This is a genomic window from Zunongwangia sp. HGR-M22 (genome assembly GCF_027594425.1).
GTDB lineage: Bacteria > Bacteroidota > Bacteroidia > Flavobacteriales > Flavobacteriaceae > Zunongwangia.
On sequence record NZ_CP115159.1, the window covers coordinates 2702163 to 2720195 of the forward strand.

The window sequence follows — 18033 nt, forward strand, 5'->3', positions numbered from 1 at the left end:
AATAACCTGCAATGTCTACAAATAGGATCACTCAGCTTTTCAAAGTAAAATATCCACTTATCCAGGCCGGAATGGTTTGGGCAAGTGGCTGGAAACTGGCTAGTGCTGTGAGCAACGCTGGCGGATTGGGAATTATTGGTGCAGGTTCTATGTATCCTGAAGTTCTTAAAGAACATATCCTAAAATATAAGAAAGCTACAAATAAACCTTTTGCCGTTAATGTGCCGCTTCTCTACCCCAATGCTGAAGAGATTATGCGCATTATAGTTGAAGAAAAAGTTCCTATAGTTTTTACTTCTGCCGGAAATCCTAAAACCTGGACAAAACATTTACAGGAAAACGGAATTGTTGTAGTGCATGTCGTGAGTAGCGTAAAATTTGCATTGAAATCTCAGGAAGCTGGAGTAGATGCTATTGTTGCTGAAGGTTTTGAAGCTGGTGGCCATAATGGAAGAGATGAAACTACAACCTTCACGCTCATCCCGATGGTAAAAGAAAAAATTGAGATTCCGCTTATCGCAGCAGGTGGAATCGCAACTGGTCGCGGGATGTTGGCAGCAATGGTTTTAGGCGCCGATGCAGTACAGATTGGGAGTAGATTTGTAGCTTCAAAAGAAGCTTCTTCTCATATCAATTTCAAAGAAATGGTTGTTGAAGCGCAGGAAGGCGATACCAAATTAACCTTAAAAGAGCTTGCGCCGGTAAGATTATTAAAAAATAAATTTTTTCAGGATATAGAAACTCTTTATGCTGAACACGCTTCTAAAGAAGATTTAAAACAACTATTAGGTCGTGCCAGAGCAAAGAAAGGAATGTTTGAAGGTGATTTAGAAGAAGGTGAACTTGAAATTGGTCAAATTTCAGGATTAATAAATACCATTAAACCGGCTGCCGAGATTGTAAACGAAATTATTGAAGAATTTGAAATGGTCAAAAACGATATGTCTAAAATCAATTTGAAATAACCTTATCCCTATCTTTTACCGGATATAAAAATTCTTTATATCCAATTTGGCCATTTTCAGTAATAACTTCTATAATTACTAAAACTTCTTTCACATCATCAGGATTGTAAAATGAGATTTCTGCGGGAGTTTCGCCTGTATGTTTTACTTGAGGATTCCAATAAATCACGGTTCTAAGATCTGGTTCCTCACTTTCTAGCCGATCTTTATTTTGGTAATTAGGTTGATAAAACGTTTTTGATGTTGCAAAACCATTAACCGATGTTCTTAAAATACCTTTAGGCTTTTGTGCTCCAAAAATTCCTTTTTTACCATGTGTATATATTGCAATGACATCACCCTGCGGTGGAATTTCTAAGGGATTGGCGTATGGATAAGCTTCGGTATATAATCTTGAAAAGTTATTAGCAAATCGGATAATTTCAACACTTTTAACTTCACTTGGCGGAATATTGGGAATCAATGGATAATTGAGGTTATTCACCACTATCCCATCGATCATCATAATAGTGACACCAGCGCCACTCATAACTTTTGCTCGCAAAGCTGCGCCAGGTTCCTGGATATCACGCTGAATTTGTATATCTTCTGGAAAATTAAACAATAAAACACTGTAAAGACCATAGGACCAACCTTTTTCTTTTTCCTGAATATCACTTCCTTTTATCACAACATCTGGTTTCCCGGCAAGATCTGCCGTTTTCTGTCGTTCTTCAGTCATATCATAAGCTTCCAAAACAACTTCATCCAATTCGGTTATTCCTTCAGCGATCTCATAACTATTTATTTTTTGCATGTTTTGGCGTTCATGCTTTATAATTTCAGAATAGACACTGTCTGGCTTTTCGATTTTTAAACGTTCCTGAAAAGAAATTGAAGGTGGTTCATTTGGAATGAGCTCAACATCAAAATTCCTCTTGCTGCCGTTCTTTTTACTCTGAATCACAACTTCATTAGAATTATCCTGTAAATTGTCAATATTGAAATAAAAATAACCAAGACTGTCCGTTTTACTAGTTTGAAGGATAGGAGTATCTCCAAAAGACATTAGCGACATTTCCACATTTTCTTTAGGCTTCTGGAACAAAGCACTTTTTACCCGGCCTTCTATCGTTAAAATAGGTTCAACATTAAAATCGAATGAAACAGCAGTTGTGTCGTATTTATAATTTCGCCATCCCTGAGTAAGTAATAAAACATCAATATCTCGAAACCTGTAAGCATCGTCCCTATTAAAATAAAATCCAGGATCTTCAATCTCGCCTCGAAGTTCAGAAGTAAGATAAAAATAAGGCAAAATCGAATTCCGTTTCTTATAACTATTTCGCAAATGATCATTGGCTATAGATAAAACCGAAAATTCTGCTTCCACAGGATTTCCGTTTTTATCTTTTACTGCGATACTAAGATTGGTCTTTTCTCGTGCGTGATATTCTTTTTGATCGCCCATTACTTCTATTGAAATTGCATCCTTAGATAAATCATTAAAAAATAAGCGTTCTGCTACTGGATTTTGATTTGCATCCAAAAGTGTAAAACAGTTTATCCCTGAAGGAAATTTGTCTGAGGATACAAAGGTTTTAAATTGGCCATTGGTAATTTTACCTTTAATGTAAAACATATTTAAACCTCTAAAACTGCATCGAATTTTTAGGGAATCGGTAGTTTGTGTAGTAGTAGCAATAAAACCTATACGATTTCCCGTTTTTCGCACTGAAAGTGTAGCGCCCTTCTCAACTGCCTTAGGAACTTTATAAGTTGCCACCTTACCTTCAGTATTAGTAATTTTGGCTATATAATCTTTATTTTTTTGAGGTTGAAAAATAATCATTCCCATTCCCAAATCATTCGTTTTAAAGGATGTTATACTGTCAAGATCTTCATCTAGTATAATTCCTTCTGTATAGCGGCCATAGCCTTTAAAATCTAAAGCCTTTATTCCTAAGACATTTTTGTGATCGGTTAACATTTTTCCACTTTCCGGTAGAAATTGTAAGTCTATTTTCTCTTTTTCCAGACTTACCGTTCTGTTGGCGTTAAATCCATTTTCAGTAAATAGCTCGATACTTACAAATGATGGATCATCAAGAAGTTCATAATCTAAAACAAAACGATCATTGTTCTTCTTTAGTTGTATTGAATCTGTCTTATTGCCGTCAAAATTTAAACCTACAAAAATTTTTCGGCCCTGTAAACTATCTAATTTTTCAGGTTGAATTATAGCTTTTAGAAAATCACCTTCTTTTTTCTTGACAATTTCAACATTAGTAATAATCTCTTCATTATTTGAAGATTTTGGATGAACATTTATATATTTTGAATACATAAAATCTTGCCCAAAATTGCGATTCCATTGGGTATATGCTCGAATTTGATAGAGTCCTTCTGAAATTTGGCGTGGGAGGTCAAAATAATTATGCCCTGAACCATTTACAATTTTCAATAATTTGTGGCTTATAATTTGATGCTCCGGATCTATTAAATCTACATGCAAAACCCCAGAACGTTCTGATGGTTTATGATCAATATTATTAAGCACCAAAGCTTTAAACCAAATAGTGGTTTCTTTTAAATAATGATCACGATCGGTTTGTAAATAGATCTTTTCAGCATACACTGCATCTGAAACTATTCTGTCCTGTTGAGCAATTAAGGGTAGGTTGAACAAGGCTAGACAGATACCTAAAATGAAGTACTGTTTTAATTGCATAGCAATGGTAAAGTCTAAATATACAAATTAGAATATAAAGACTAGTATTTCAGCAATTTAAAAACAGCAATAAAAAAAACTTCGATAATAATTTTGACTTTTTTTGCCAAACTACTATCGAAGTTTTAGCGTAAAATCCCTAACTGAACAGGGATACGCGAAAATTAATATTGTGAACCGGCACCGGCCAGTATCGCCATTCCGCCAAGAAAAACAAAAAAGATAATGGCTAAAATGATAAATATGGCATATAGCAATAACATTCCTTTAGCCCAGTTGCTACGGGTATGATTTAAATCAGCGCCAAATGCCCAAACTAACAACATAACGATACCAATAAACGGAACACCCGCTACGAAAATATAAAGCGCCCATTTTTTTGGTGAAATATAATTAGATTGTTTTGGTTGATTGTAGACTTCCATTAACTTTGGTTTTATTTATAAATTTAGAGATGCAAGCTATGATATAGTAGCCTGATTCTAATGCAAATTTTATGGTTTTATTTTAATCTGTGAAACCTAAAAAAGAGCAGCAAAATTATGCGTAAATAAACTGAATATCTTTTTCAATATCAGGATGTAAACTGTAAAACACGGGACAGGTCTTAGCCGCATTCTGTAAAATTTTTCTATCCTTTTCGTCTAAATTTTCTGCTAAGGTGAGTTTAACTTCTATTTTCGAAATACGCCTAGGTTCACTAGCCATAGTCTTGGTAACTTCCGCAGTGGCTCCTTTAATAGAAATTTGCATTGCTTCGGCCTTTATTCCCATAATGGTGAGCATGCAAGTCGCTAGTGCAGTAGCTACGGCATCTGTTGGTGAAAAAGATTCTCCCAGGCCATGATTATCTACTGGAGCATCTGTAATTATTTTAGTACTGCTTTGCAGATGTTCTGCTTCAGTCCTTAAATTCCCTAAGTATGTTACTTTTGCTGTCATCGGCTATTTGTAAAGTTAAGTCTGGATTTATCTGAAGAATATAAACGGCTTTATTTCTAAATCCACCACCTGGTTGTGGTTCGTATAAAAATTTATTTTCGTTGTATTCCGTAAACACTTTTAAATCTTTGAAAGAAGAATAAATATCTTTAGATGCCGTTAACCTTAATAAAACATCCATTGTTAAATCATAACCTCTTACCGCATATTGATTAGGCGTTACCCCAAATTCATCTTTGTATTTCTCTAGAAATTCTGTCGATAGCTCTGGATCATATTCTTTATCTAAAGAGGGATAATGAAAACATAACTTGCCTAAATCTATATTAGAAATACTTTCGTTATCATAACTATCACTCTTGTTTGTAGTGAATAAGGTGATATCAAGTTCGTCTCTTAAAAGTCGGTTTAAAGCTGAAACTGTACTGCTAATAACACCAACGCTGCTTGACTCTAAAATCACCCAGTTTTGTGCAGTTGGTGGCAACACTTTTTTAAGTTCAGCTTCAGAAACATAGCCGTTACTGGCGTTTATTATTCTTGCTGAAGGAAATATTTGATTAAGCCTATTTCTGGTTTGATACGCATTGGCATCTGCAACGATGACGATATTTTTATCTTGTCCGAATTTTCGAAGATAATCGATCATCGTATTTTGCATTGTCTCTTTAGTAGGTCGGGCTATAAATAAATTATTCCCTCCCTGCATCTCTTTATCAGAAAGTGGAGTAAATACAGGAATATTTTCTCTTTTTAAGCGCTGAGCGGCAGCCTCGGTAGTGGCTTGTAAAAATGGGCCAATAACAGCATCTACATTGCTAAAATCATTGGTATTTATTGTATTGGCAACCTCAGAAGCACTCCTTTTACTATCGTACACTTTCACGTTAGTACTTATTCCCAACTCCTTGGCATCTTCGATAGCCATTTTTGCACCACTATAAAAATCAAGGCTTATCCTTAAAACACGATCATCTAAAATCGCATCTTTATAAATATTAGTGGAATCCCGTCGAATTTTATCCAAACTATACGGAAGCATAAAGACCAAATTCTTAGGACTGAAGTTAGACAAGGAATCCTTCAAATTTATTTTTTTTCCTTGTAATTCTTCTGCTGCACTGGTTAAAGTTGGCTCTACCCAATTATCTGGATCTTGTTCTTCTGGATTAGGTACTTTTAAAACCATTCCCCACTCTAAACCTTCTTTTTCTATGATAGGATTTAAAGCTAAAATAGAATCCTGAGTGACATGAAAGCGTTGTGCAAGACCAAATAATGTTTCCTGCGGCTTCACTTCATAAAACTCAAATTTCTTGTCTAATAATACTACCGGCTCTGGAGAAACATTAGTTCCTACCTTCAGCATAATACCAGGTTGCAAAACATCGACCGTTGGATTTAGAGCTTCTAATTCTTTAACAGTAAGACCGTATTTTCTGGCAATGCCATATTTGGTTTCCTTTGGTAAAACTACATGCTCTCTTATCTCATTTTCGTCAAATTTTTGCCTTATTTCTTCTTTTGAAGAATTGCCAGGTTTGGCAATAACGCGATCAATTTTTCTAAAAACTGGAATTCGGATAGTTTCGCCCTTCTGTAATTCTTTTGAATACAGTTGCTTATTATATCGTTTTATAGCTTCAACTTCAACATTGTATTGCTGCGATAGGCTATAAAGCGTTTCTTTCTTTTTTACTTCATGCTGCTTGAATTCAACCGGCTCTAAACTAGACGTACCAACTTTAGCTGGCATACCTTTATCTCTTTCTGCAATAGGAATTACCAGCTTAGAAGATTCTTCGATACCATTTTTTGCATCTGGATTATATTTGTAAATATCCTCTTCAGAAATATCATAATCCTTGGAAATACTGTAAACAGTTTCTCCTTTTTTTACTGTATGATATTTAAACTCCTGCGAAAAAGCAGAAATACTTATTATACAGAAAAAACAAATAAAAAAAAGGTATCTCATTTTGTTGAATTTTTGGCTTTATAGGTTCAATACAAATTCTATTCCCATTCAATCGTAGCTGGTGGCTTAGAACTAATATCGTACACTACCCTATTAACGCCTTTTACTCTATTTATTATTGTATTAGAAGTCTTTTGTAAAAATTCGTAAGGTAAATTTACCCAATCGGCCGTCATACCATCGGTAGATTCTACCGCTCTTAAAGCAACCACCTGCTCGTAAGTACGCTCATCTCCCATTACACCTACAGATTGTACCGGTAAAAGAATTGCTCCTGCTTGCCAAACTTTATCGTAAAGACCCCAATCTCTAAGCCCCTGGATAAAAACGTGGTCTACTTCCTGCAATATTCTTACTTTCTCTGCAGTAATATCACCTAAAATTCTAATCGCTAAGCCTGGCCCAGGGAATGGATGGCGTCCTAAAAGCGTTTTATCTATACCTAGCTCGGCTCCTACTCTTCGTACTTCATCTTTAAAAAGCATTCTTAATGGCTCTACCACTTTCAACTTCATAAAATCTGGCAACCCACCTACGTTGTGATGCGATTTAATGGTTACTGAAGGACCATTAACCGAGATTGATTCAATTACATCTGGATAAATTGTTCCCTGTGCTAAATAAGTAACATCCTTTATTTCATGAGCCTCATCATCAAAAACTTCAATAAAAGTGTTTCCTATCGCTTTTCTTTTTAATTCAGGATCGCTTATTCCGGCTAAAGCATCAAGAAAACGTGCAGAAGAATCTACTCCTTTTACATTTAATCCCATGTCTTTATACTGGTGAAGAACATCTTCGAATTCATTTTTTCTAAGCAAACCGTTGTTCACAAAAATACAGTAAAGGTTTTTACCAATAGCTTTATGTAAAAGCATTGCTGCTACCGTAGAATCTACACCTCCACTAAGACCTAAGACAACTTTGTCTTCACCAATCTTTTCTTTTAGCTCTCCTACAGTTAAATCTACAAATGCACCTGGCGTCCAGCTTTGTTCAACACCTGCGATGTGCACCAAAAAGTTTTCTAATAATTGCTTACCATCGGTAGAGTGATAAACTTCAGGATGAAACTGGATTGCAAAAGTTTCTTCACCTTCAATACGATATGCCGCGTTCAAAACATCGGTTGTACTTGCAAGCCTTATACTATTCTCAGGTAATTCTTTAATAGTATCACTATGGCTCATCCAAACCTGAGAGTTTTCCTTGATGTTATCAAAAAGTGGCTCGGCGTCTTTAATTCCAGAAAGATTTGCTCTACCATATTCTCTGGTTTCAGAAGGTTCTACTTTACCGCCATGAAAATGGGCTAAATACTGAGCACCATAACAAACAGCAAGTACCGGTAATTTACCTCTAATTTGAGACAAATCGGGATGTGGAGCATCTTCTGCTCTTACTGAAAACGGACTTCCTGAAAGGACAACCGCTTTAAAGCCTGAAAGGTCTTGTGGAACTTTATGAAATGGGTGAATCTCGCAGTAAATATTTAATTCTCTTACACGCCTTGCTATCAATTGCGTGTACTGCGAACCGAAGTCTAAGATGAGTACGTTATTTTGCATGCGCAAAATTAAGAATTTGAGCTAAAAATAAAATACAATCTACAATTATTTTACACTTAGTTTTTTACTAACAAATTAACCTCATATTTAATAGAAATAATTTACAGAATCCTATCTAAGTATTTTAAAGGTTAATAACATTAAGAAACTGCTATTTTGGAAGCCATGCCTTGGTGATTAAAACTTTTTGCATTTAATTTGTTTTAACCTAATTTTAACTTAACCTAAATCTCCCCAAGATGACTAATCGAACAGAAGAAGAAATGATGAGCTCTCTACATCCATCCCGATCAATTTTAGAATTGGTGTATTACATTATGACGGTAGTATGTGTTGTAGGCATTGCAATTATTATTTGCCAATTATCGTGATTATTCTAAAGATTAAAGCTTAATTTTATTGCATAAAACTTACGTGCTATGAAATATTTAAGTGCTATTATCTTTTCTATCGCTATTGTTATTGCTGCCTGGTTTTTGGGCGATGCTTATGTGAGCAGAGCTAATCCAGATGGCAGCATATCTGTTACCGGTGCTGGTAGTGAGAATTTCACTTCAGATCTTATTGTTTGGGAAGGAGAGTTTAGCCAGATGAGCGAAAATCTTGAGACGGCTTACAATCAACTGAACAGAGATAAAACTACCGTTCGAAATTATTTAATAGAAAAAGGTATAAAAGAAGAAAATATTGTTTTCAACTCGGTTCAAACTAATGAACAGCGTGAACAACAATACCAAAATGGGAATTATATAGGCAGTATTTTTAAAGGTTATCAACTTACGCAAAGTGTAAAAATCGAGTCTAATAATGTCGAATTAATTGAAGGTGTTTCCAGAGAAATTACTGAATTATTGAATAAAGGTGTTCAGTTTAATTCTACTCCACCTAGGTATTACTACACTAAAATAGCCGATTTAAAGATTGAGATGATTTCTAAAGCTACTGAAGATGCCAGGTTAAGAGCCGAGCGAATAGCATCAAATTCAGGAGAAACTCTAGGCGATCTAAAAAGTGCAGATATGGGTGTCTTCCAAATTACAGGGCAAAATAGTGGCGAAGATTACAGCTGGAGCGGAGCTTATAATACCGCTGACAAAAAGAAAACTGCCAGTATTACGATGAGGCTGGAATACGAGATTGACTAATTAGAACTAGTTAGAACTAGTATTGAGTAGTTCGATTTATATTCTGAATTCAAATTCAGAATATATAAACTTCAATATTAGATTTAAGATTATTGAGTTTGTTTAAAATATTAAGCTTAATTCTCCAATTGAGCTCTCAAATAAAAAAAGCTGAAAGCTCAATCATGAGCTTTCAGCTTTTTACTTTATAAAATTTCAATCTATAAATTACTTCATCGATTCTAATATCTTATCGATATCGTCTTCCGTAGTATCTGGATTGATAAAGCAAAAACGAGCTATCGTTTCTTTTTTCCATTTTGTCGGGGTAACTAAGGCAAAACCAGAATTGTGATTCTTATACGTCCAATCTCGATACTGCTCTGGCGACCAACCTTTTCTTCTAAATAACACCACAGATAAACTTGATGGTCTTACAAGCTCAACATGATCGATAGCTTCTATCTTTTTAGCAGCTATTTGAGCAAGTTCAATTCCTCTTTCTACTGCTTGTCTATATTTATCGGTTCCGTGCATTGCCAAAGAAAACCATAAAGGCATTCCTCGCACACGGCGCGTTAACTGGATTTGATAATCTGCAGGATTAAATCCTTGCGCTCCTTCATCTTTAAAGATTTCTAAATAAGCTCCTTTTTGAGAATGAGCGTTTTTAGCATGCTCTAAATTTTTATAAATTACTGCTCCACAATCATAAGGTGAGAATAACCACTTATGGGGATCGATCGTAATACTATCTGCTTTTTCAATTCCGTTAAATAAATGCCTAACCGAATTTGCAGCAAGTGCTCCGCCACCATAAGCACAATCTACATGAAACCAAACATTTTCCTGCTCGCAAACATCTGCAATAGAGTCCAGTTCATCTATAATTCCGGCGTTGGTCGTTCCGCCAGTTGCTACGACTGCGAAAAGTCGTTTTCTATCTTTTTCTTCAAGTTCTTTAATGGCATTCTGAAGCGCTTCTCCAGTAAGTTTATCATCATGATTATCGATCATTACCACATCGGCATCAATAACTTTTGCCATTGCTTGTACTGAACTATGGGCACCATCTGAGGTAAGAAGTAAACCACGAACACTTACGTTATCTGAAGATCTTCTTCTCCATTCTTCTCTAGCAGCAACCATCGCAGATAAATTTGCCGCGGTTCCTCCACTGGTAAATACACCAAATGCAGTTTCTGGAAGACCAGTTAAAGAAACCATCCACTTCATGGCTTGATTTTCACAGAATATTCCTCCTGCACCTTCCATCCAGTACGCTCCGTGGATACTAGAAGCCGATGTTACCAAATCAAACATAATTGCTGCTCTGGTTGGTGCGGCAGGCACAAACGCTAAATGTCTTGGATGATCGATAGGCACGCAGGCTTTTACCAACACATCTTTAAACATTTTAAAAGCATTTTCTCCGCCAATACCTTCTGGAGTGATGGTCTCTCCAACCATCTCTAATAATTCTGATTCTTTCTTTGGAGATCCAAGCTCTGGAGTAATATTCGAGATACGATCTATGGTATATTTCATGACATCTAAAGTCATTTCGACCAAGTCCATATCTATCGTATGCATTTTATTTTGTTCCAAAAGTGATAATTTTAAAATGTTGTTCTAATGGGTTTAGTTCAGCAAAAAGTTTTTCTAGAAGTTCCTGCCCATAGGTGGAATAAACTTCAGAAAAATTGGTTTGCCGTTCCTGTAAATTTCGATTAGGAAATAATTGATTTTGTAAATCTGCAATTCTACTTACCTCATCTTTCAACTTCCGCTTTTGTGCTTTCAATAAGCGTTTTTCAAGATGATCTAAGCCTTTTAGTTGTTTTACTTCCTGAGCTTTTACCGCTCCAAGAAAAGATTTATCTGTTTTTTCAGCTAAATCATACATTTCCTGAAACTGATTCACTAAGTGTTCTTTTTGTTTACTAAAATCGATATCAATATTCGATATTTTTCGAACCTTTCGATTAATAAGTTCGTGTTGCTGAAGAAAAAGTTCTTTGTTCGAAATAGCTAGCTTTTCTCGCTTTTCTCTTTGCTTTTCGGTTTGGATTAATGCCGAATTTCGTAATAAAAGCATTGGGAAAGGCACATTTTCGGCTTCAAAATAATCTTTCAGCTCCAACCAGTATGCTAATTCTCCGCCACCGCCGATATAGCATAAATTGGGCAAAATCACTTCCTGAAAAAGCGGGCGCATCATCACATTCGGGCTAAAATGTTGTGGATATTCCTCCAACTCAGCTAAGATTTCATCCTTAGTCCATTCAATCTGCTTTTCATGAACGTAAAATTTATCATCCCGTTTTATAATACGTTCTCGATAGCCATTATTCAGATAAAATAAATTGATCTCGCGAGGATTTACCTGAACATTATAGCCAAGATTCGACAAATCCTCAACTTTATTTTTCGTGTTTTCAATAGAACGTTGCTCTAACAATTCATTTTTAGCATAAGGAATAAACAACTTTTTTAACTCCCGTTGTTGCGCTCCCATAATTACCAGACCATATTCCTTAAATAGCCCATTGGCCAGATAACGTGTCGCTTCCGTTAAATTTGTATGTTCTAAGTATGCTTTTTTAAATAATGATTTTAGATATTCGGCATCTTGCCCACCTCCTATTTCTGCGGAAAAAAGTTCGAAAACTTCATCGAGACCTTCAGTAGATAAATACCCAACGGCATCGATCCCAGCTCCTTTTTCTTCTGAATTCCACTGAAATTTCTTTCCGTTTAAATTGAAGTAATTAATTTCAGCAAAATCATGATCTTCTGTCGCCATCCAGTAAATCGGCACAAAATCATATTCTGGATGCTCCTTTTTAAGGATTTTCGTAAGATTGATTACAGAAATGATCTTATATAAAAAGTAAAGCGGACCTGTAAAAAGATTTAATTGATGCCCGGTAGTAATTGTAAACGTAGTATCCTTAGAAAGCGCTTCGATATTGGCCAAAGTAGATTCTGAAATTTCGAAACCATCGTATTGCTTTTTCAGGCTTTCTACTAAAACCTCCCTGTTTTCAGCAGAAAAAGCTTGTTGCTTTTCTTTAATCTGAGCTTTAAAATTTCCAATCTCTGGAAAGCGATTATAAAAAGAAGCTAACTCTTCCTTTTGATCCAGATAATCCAAAATAAGTTTGGAGAAATAATTGGTTTCGGAATACGAAATACAATCGGTAGGCATAGACTTTTTTTGAGAATGCAAAGATACCGAATGTATAACTTTTTTGCACTAATTTTTAGTTAATTCGCCCATCTAAGCTATCTTTACTACCCTAACGTTAACCCCTCACTTATTTTATGAAGAATAAATTACTACTTTTTGCCTTCGTAATGTTTAGTTTTATAAGCCTTACAGCACAGGTAAAATCGCCCTCAGAATTTTTAGAATACGAACTCGGTAGTCAGTTTTCTAGACATGCAGATGTTGTAAATTATTTTGAACACATTGCAGAAAATTCTCCTTTGGTAACTTACCATACCTATGGAAAAACGAATGAAAGGCGACCACTTACTTACGCAGTAATTTCTTCGGAAGAAAACTTATCAAACATTGAAGACATCAGGAAAAACCACTTAAAACAAACCGGAATCTTAGACGGTGACCCCACTACCGATAAGGCGATCGTTTGGTTAAGTTATAACGTTCATGGTAATGAGGCTTCGAGCACAGAAGTTTCGATGAAAACACTTTATCACCTTATTACAGAGAAGCAGGATTGGTTAAAAAACACCATCGTTATTATAGACCCTTGTGTAAATCCAGATGGTCGTGATCGTTATGCCAACTGGTATAATCAGGTGAAACAAACGCCTTTTAGCACGTCACAAGATGCTGCTGAACATTACGAACCCTGGCCGGGTGGCCGACCAAACCATTATTTATACGACCTAAACCGTGACTGGGTTTGGGCTACACAGGTAGAAACCCAAAGCCGTTTAAAAATTTATAATCAGTGGATGCCGCACATTCATGTAGATTTTCATGAACAAGGAATAAACAATCCGTATTATTTTGCTCCCGCAGCAGAACCTTTTCATGATATTATCACACCATTTCAGAGGGATTTTCAGACAAGAATTGGTAAAAACAATGCTAGGTATTTTGATAAAGAAGGATGGCTGTTTTTTACAAAAGAGAGTTTTGATTTGCTTTATCCAAGCTATGGCGACACCTACCCAACCTACATGGGAGCAATTGGGATGACGTATGAGCAAGCAGGCCACGGTCGTAGTGGATTAGGTATCGAAACCGATCAGGAACATACGCTAACTTTAAAAGATCGTATCGATCATCATTTTACTACGGGAATTTCAACCATAGAAATGGCTTCTAAAAACGCAGAAGAACTGGCAAGTGAATTCAGCAACTACTTTAAAAACACCGACAGGAAATATGAAACTTTTGCACTCAACGGAAATAAAGATAAAATCGACGCGCTAAAGGAATTGCTAGATCGTCACGAAATCAAATATTCTACAGCAAATTCAGGAGAAAAAATTTCTGGGTACAGTTTTACAAAAAACGAAAATGGAAGTTTAACTACTACCGATCAAACTGTACTGGTAAGCACTCAGCAACCAAAAGGTCACATGGTGGAAGTGCTTTTTGAACCAAAAACCAAACTTAACGACTCGGTTACTTACGATATTACGGCATGGAGTTTACCCTATGCCTACGGACTTGATGCAGTGGCGAGTTCTAAATCTTATTCAGGAAAAGGTGAAGCTGAAAAATCGAAAGTTAACAATACTATTAATGCTGAAGGTGCTGGCTATATCGCTAACTGGAAAAGTATAAAAGATGCTGAATTTTTAGCGGCTTTATTAAAACAAGAGGTAAAAGTTAGATTTAGTGAACTTCCTTTTTCTTCGGAAGGGAAAAAATTTAATGCCGGGACTTTAGTGATTACTAAAAGTGATAATAAAAACTTAGAAAATTTCAATGACATTGTGGTTGAAACGGCTAATGAATTTGAAAGAGAATTGACTGTTGCCAATACAAGTTTTGTAAGTAGCGGACCCGATTTTGGATCACCAGACATGAAGCTTATCGGAAATCCTAATATCGCGGTGTTACGTGGCGAAGGAACTTCTTCATTAAACTATGGCGAAATCTGGTATTTCTTTGAACAGGAACTAAATTTCCCGATTACTGCTTTAGGTACCGATTATTTAAACCGAATCGATCTTAGCTCTTATGATATCCTAATTGTTCCTGAAGGTCACTACGGAAGCACCTTAGGTGAGACAGCGCTTAAGAAAATTAAAGATTTTGTTAGTGCTGGTGGCAAAATGATTACAATAGGTAGAGCTGTAGGTAATTTTGCGGGCAAAGATGGTTTCAGCATTAAAGAAAATCGTGTTGAAGAAAATAAAGAAGATACCAATACTCCGAATCTTACACCTTACAGCATGAGACAGAGAGAAAGCATTAAAAATAATAGCCCAGGAAGTATTGTAAAAACAACAGTTGATAATACTCATCCACTGGCTTTTGGATATGATAAAACATATTTCAGTTTAAAGTTAAGCAGCAGTAATTACGGACTTCTAAGCAATGGTTATAATGTTGCTTATATGCAGGAACCTCAAGTTGTTTCTGGATTTGTGGGAAGCGAAGCCTATAAAACACTAGAGAATTCTGTTGTTTTTGCTGAAGAAAATATGGGGCGTGGTAGCGTAATCTATATGGTGGACAATCCATTATTCAGATCATTCTGGCAAAACGGTAAGCTCTTTTTCGCGAATGCCTTGTTTATGGTGAAATAGAATTTTAGAACCTAGATTTTAGATACTAGAGCTTAGATTCTGGATAAGAATGCTGAATGCTGAATGCTGAATGCTGAATGCTGAATGCTGAAATTTAAATTGTAAAAAATGACATTTAAAAAAATATTTGCCTTTTTGTGCTTTTTGGTGGTTTGTAAGCTAAATGCGCAGGAAGATAGTTCTCTAAAAGTAAACTTTGAGAGTTTTACCTTATCAAACGGACTTCAAGTGATACTGCATACCGATCATTCAGATCCTGTGGTTGCGGTTGCGCTTACCGCACATGTAGGTTCGGCTAGAGAAAAACAAAATCGTACCGGTTTTGCACACTTATTCGAACATTTATTATTTCTGGAATCAGAGAATCTTGGAAAAGGTGGACTCGATAAAATGAGTGCAAAAATTGGCGGTTCTGGCGCCAATGGCTCTACCAGCCGCGATCGTACAAATTTCTTCCAGACTGTTCCTAAAGATGCTCTTGAAAAAATGATTTGGGCAGAAGCCGATAAACTCGGATACTTCATCAACACAGTAACCGAACCTGTTTTAGCGAAAGAAAAGCAGGTCGTTAAAAACGAAAAACGCCAGAGCTACGATAATCGCCCTTACGGACATACAATGTATGTGATTGATAAAAATCTATATCCTAAAGATCATCCGTACAATTGGCAGGTTATCGGGAGTCTGGAAGACTTACAAAATGCGACGCTTCAGGATGTAAAAGATTTCTATAACAAATGGTATGTTCCTAATAATGTAATCTTAACGATTGCTGGAGATTTTGATAAAGACCAAGCAAAACAATGGGTTCATAAATATTTTGATGAAATTCCTTCAGGAGAGGAAATCAAAAGACAAGAAAAGCAATTAGTAGAGCTTAAAGAAACCAAAAAACTGTATTACGAAGATAATTTTGCACGCCTACCCGAACTTACTATGGCATGGCCTAGCGTTTATTCGTATCACGAAGACTCCTATGCGCTTTCCATTCTTTCAGAATATTTAAGTAGCGGAAAAAATGCGCCCTTGTATAAAAAATTAGTTGAAGAAAAAGAGCTCACCGGTTCAGTAAGAATGTACAATTACACTTCAGAACTTGCAGGCGAAATTTTACTTCAGGTAAGAGCTTATAACGGAAAAGATTTGGATAGTGTTGCCACTGCTATACAAGAAACTTTTGCTGAATTTGCCCAAAATGGAATTTCAAACAAAGATCTTAAACGAATAAAAGCTGGACAAGAAACCAGCTTTTATAATAGTGTAAGTAGCGTTTTAGGAAAAGGCTTTCAGTTAGCCCAATATCAGATTTTCGCTGACGATCCTAACTTTATCAATAAAGAAATGGATAAGCTTTTAGCGGTAAGTAAAGAAGATGTAATGCGAGTGTTCAACAAATACATTAAAGATCAACATTATGTTGCTACCAGTTTTGTTCCTAAAGGTGAAACCACTTTAGCTTTAGAAAATTCTGAACTTGCTGAAATTGATGAAGAAAAAATTGTTGAAAATGCTGAAGATGATTTTGATGCCTCCCAAAAAGCCAATTACGCCAAAACACCATCCAGCTTTGATCGAAGTGTAGAGCCGCCTTATGCCGCAACACCGCAGCTTACGACTCCCGAAGTTTGGAAAGACTTTATGCCTTCAGGAATGCAAGTTTACGGAATCACCAATAATGAAATTCCTTTAGTAAAATTTGAATTTCAAATAGATGGCGGACTTCTATTAGAAAAGCTAAATAAAACCGGAGTTTCCAATTTACTGGCGGAAGTTTTAGGCAAAGGAACTGCTACAAAAACGCCGGAAGAATTAGAAGAAGCTATTGCGCTGCTAGGTGCTAATATTCGAATAAATTCAGGCAAAACTCAAATTAGCGTTTCGGGAACAACTTTAGCCAAAAACTTTGAAGAAACGATTGCTCTTGTTGAAGAAATTCTACTAGAACCCAGATGGGATGAAGAGGAGTTTAAACTGGCAAAACAACAGGTACTTAGCGAACTGGAAGAAGAAAAGGCAAATCCAAATGCTATTGCAGATCTGGAGTTTCAAAAATTAATTTACGGCAAAAGAAATATACTTTCTAAGAATACTTTAGGTACAAAAGCTTCAGTAAAAGCAATTAGTCTTCAAGATTTAAAAGAATATTATAAGGAAAATTTAACGCCACAGAGAACCAAATTTTTAGTGGTTGGAGCGCTCGATAAAAATCTGGCTACCGATGCTCTAAAATCGCTTTCTGCGAATTGGCCTGCGAAAAATGTTCAGCTTCCTAAAATTGCTGAACCTCAACTTCCGCAGCAATCAAAGGTTTATTTTTACGATGTGCCGGGTGCAAAACAGTCAGTTTTTAGATTTGGAGCTCCGGCAATGTCTGCCAGAAATGAGGATTTTTATCCTGCTGAAGTTATGAACTATCGATTAGGCGGTGGCAGTTTTGCTTCACAACTTACACAGCAATTGCGAGAAGGCAAAGGCTATACTTACGGAATTAGATCTGGATTTTTTGGTGATGAATATGTAGGTCCTTTTATGATTTCGACCGGAGTTAGAACGAATATTACAGATGATGCAGCAAAGCTTGTTCAGCAGATATTAGAAGATTATCCACAAGATTTTAATCAACATGATCTCGAGGTTACTAAAAGTTATATGATTAAAAGTAACATGCGGAAATTTGAAACTTTGGATGCTAAACTAAATATGCTTAGTGAAATAAGTAATTTTAACCGAGAATACGATTATATTAAACAAAGAGAACAATTAGTAAATAACTTAGGTATTCTTGAAGTGCAAGATTTGGCTAAGAAATACATTAATCCAAAACGGATGTATTATTTAATTGTTGGTGATGCTGAAACTCAACTTGAAAAATTAACAAACTTAGGTTTTGGCGAACCAATCCTTATCAATGCTGAAGAAAAATAAAATCAATAAAACTGAAAAAATA

12 protein-coding genes are annotated in these 18033 nt (G+C 35.9%); 5 read left to right on the forward strand and 7 right to left on the reverse strand.

Annotated features, from left to right (window positions below; all coding sequences use genetic code 11):
* Window positions 1-11: 11 nt before the first annotated feature.
* Window positions 12-965 (forward strand): NAD(P)H-dependent flavin oxidoreductase, encoded by a 954-nt coding sequence (locus PBT91_RS11935; protein WP_270058691.1) that lies wholly within the window; start codon window positions 12-14, stop codon window positions 963-965.
* Here PBT91_RS11935 and PBT91_RS11940 read toward each other — a convergent pair.
* The 5 genes from PBT91_RS11940 to guaA all read right to left on the reverse strand — a co-directional run bounded on the left by PBT91_RS11940 (window position 952) and on the right by guaA (window position 8163).
* Window positions 952-3675, reverse strand: coding sequence for a hypothetical protein (locus PBT91_RS11940; protein ID WP_270058692.1), 2724 nt, complete (start codon window positions 3673-3675; stop codon window positions 952-954). The genes PBT91_RS11935 and PBT91_RS11940 overlap by 14 nt on opposite strands.
* A gap of 164 nt (window positions 3676-3839) precedes the next feature.
* Complete coding sequence (locus PBT91_RS11945; protein WP_270058693.1) at window positions 3840-4100, reverse strand: hypothetical protein; 261 nt, start codon at window positions 4098-4100, stop codon at window positions 3840-3842.
* Window positions 4101-4215: 115 nt separating this feature from the next.
* Window positions 4216-4617 (reverse strand): OsmC family protein, encoded by a 402-nt coding sequence (locus tag PBT91_RS11950; RefSeq protein ID WP_270058694.1) that lies wholly within the window; start codon window positions 4615-4617, stop codon window positions 4216-4218.
* Window positions 4577-6595, reverse strand: a complete 2019-nt coding sequence (locus PBT91_RS11955) for a LysM peptidoglycan-binding domain-containing protein (protein WP_270058695.1) — start codon at window positions 6593-6595, stop codon at window positions 4577-4579. Before PBT91_RS11955 ends, PBT91_RS11950 begins: the two co-directional genes overlap by 41 nt.
* A 38-nt stretch (window positions 6596-6633) precedes the next feature.
* Entirely contained in the window at window positions 6634-8163 is a 1530-nt protein-coding gene (gene guaA, locus PBT91_RS11960) for a glutamine-hydrolyzing GMP synthase (protein WP_270058696.1), read from the reverse strand.
* 239 nt (window positions 8164-8402) lie between these two features.
* Here guaA and PBT91_RS11965 point away from each other — a divergent pair, with 239 nt between their 5' ends.
* Both PBT91_RS11965 and PBT91_RS11970 read left to right on the forward strand, forming a co-directional pair.
* Window positions 8403-8534, forward strand: coding sequence for a hypothetical protein (locus PBT91_RS11965; protein WP_270058697.1), 132 nt, complete (start codon window positions 8403-8405; stop codon window positions 8532-8534).
* A gap of 48 nt (window positions 8535-8582) precedes the next feature.
* Window positions 8583-9308: an SIMPL domain-containing protein gene (locus PBT91_RS11970; protein WP_270058698.1), complete on the forward strand. Its 726-nt coding sequence runs from the start codon at window positions 8583-8585 to the stop codon at window positions 9306-9308.
* 207 nt (window positions 9309-9515) lie between these two features.
* Here the strand turns inward: PBT91_RS11970 and PBT91_RS11975 are convergent, their stop codons facing one another.
* Both PBT91_RS11975 and bshC read right to left on the reverse strand, forming a co-directional pair.
* The gene (locus PBT91_RS11975) at window positions 9516-10880 is read right to left on the reverse strand and encodes a pyridoxal phosphate-dependent decarboxylase family protein (RefSeq protein ID WP_270061457.1); all 1365 of its coding nucleotides are present in this window, start codon (window positions 10878-10880) and stop codon (window positions 9516-9518) included.
* 1 nt (window position 10881) lies between these two features.
* Complete coding sequence (bshC, locus tag PBT91_RS11980; RefSeq protein ID WP_270058699.1) at window positions 10882-12498, reverse strand: bacillithiol biosynthesis cysteine-adding enzyme BshC; 1617 nt, start codon at window positions 12496-12498, stop codon at window positions 10882-10884.
* A gap of 116 nt (window positions 12499-12614) precedes the next feature.
* On the opposite strand from bshC, the gene PBT91_RS11985 reads away from it, so the two are divergent.
* Window positions 12615-15086, forward strand: a complete 2472-nt coding sequence (locus tag PBT91_RS11985; RefSeq protein ID WP_270058700.1) for a M14 family metallopeptidase — start codon at window positions 12615-12617, stop codon at window positions 15084-15086.
* A 108-nt stretch (window positions 15087-15194) separates the two neighbouring features.
* Complete coding sequence (locus tag PBT91_RS11990; protein WP_270058701.1) at window positions 15195-18011, forward strand: M16 family metallopeptidase; 2817 nt, start codon at window positions 15195-15197, stop codon at window positions 18009-18011.
* Window positions 18012-18033 lie beyond the last annotated feature (22 nt).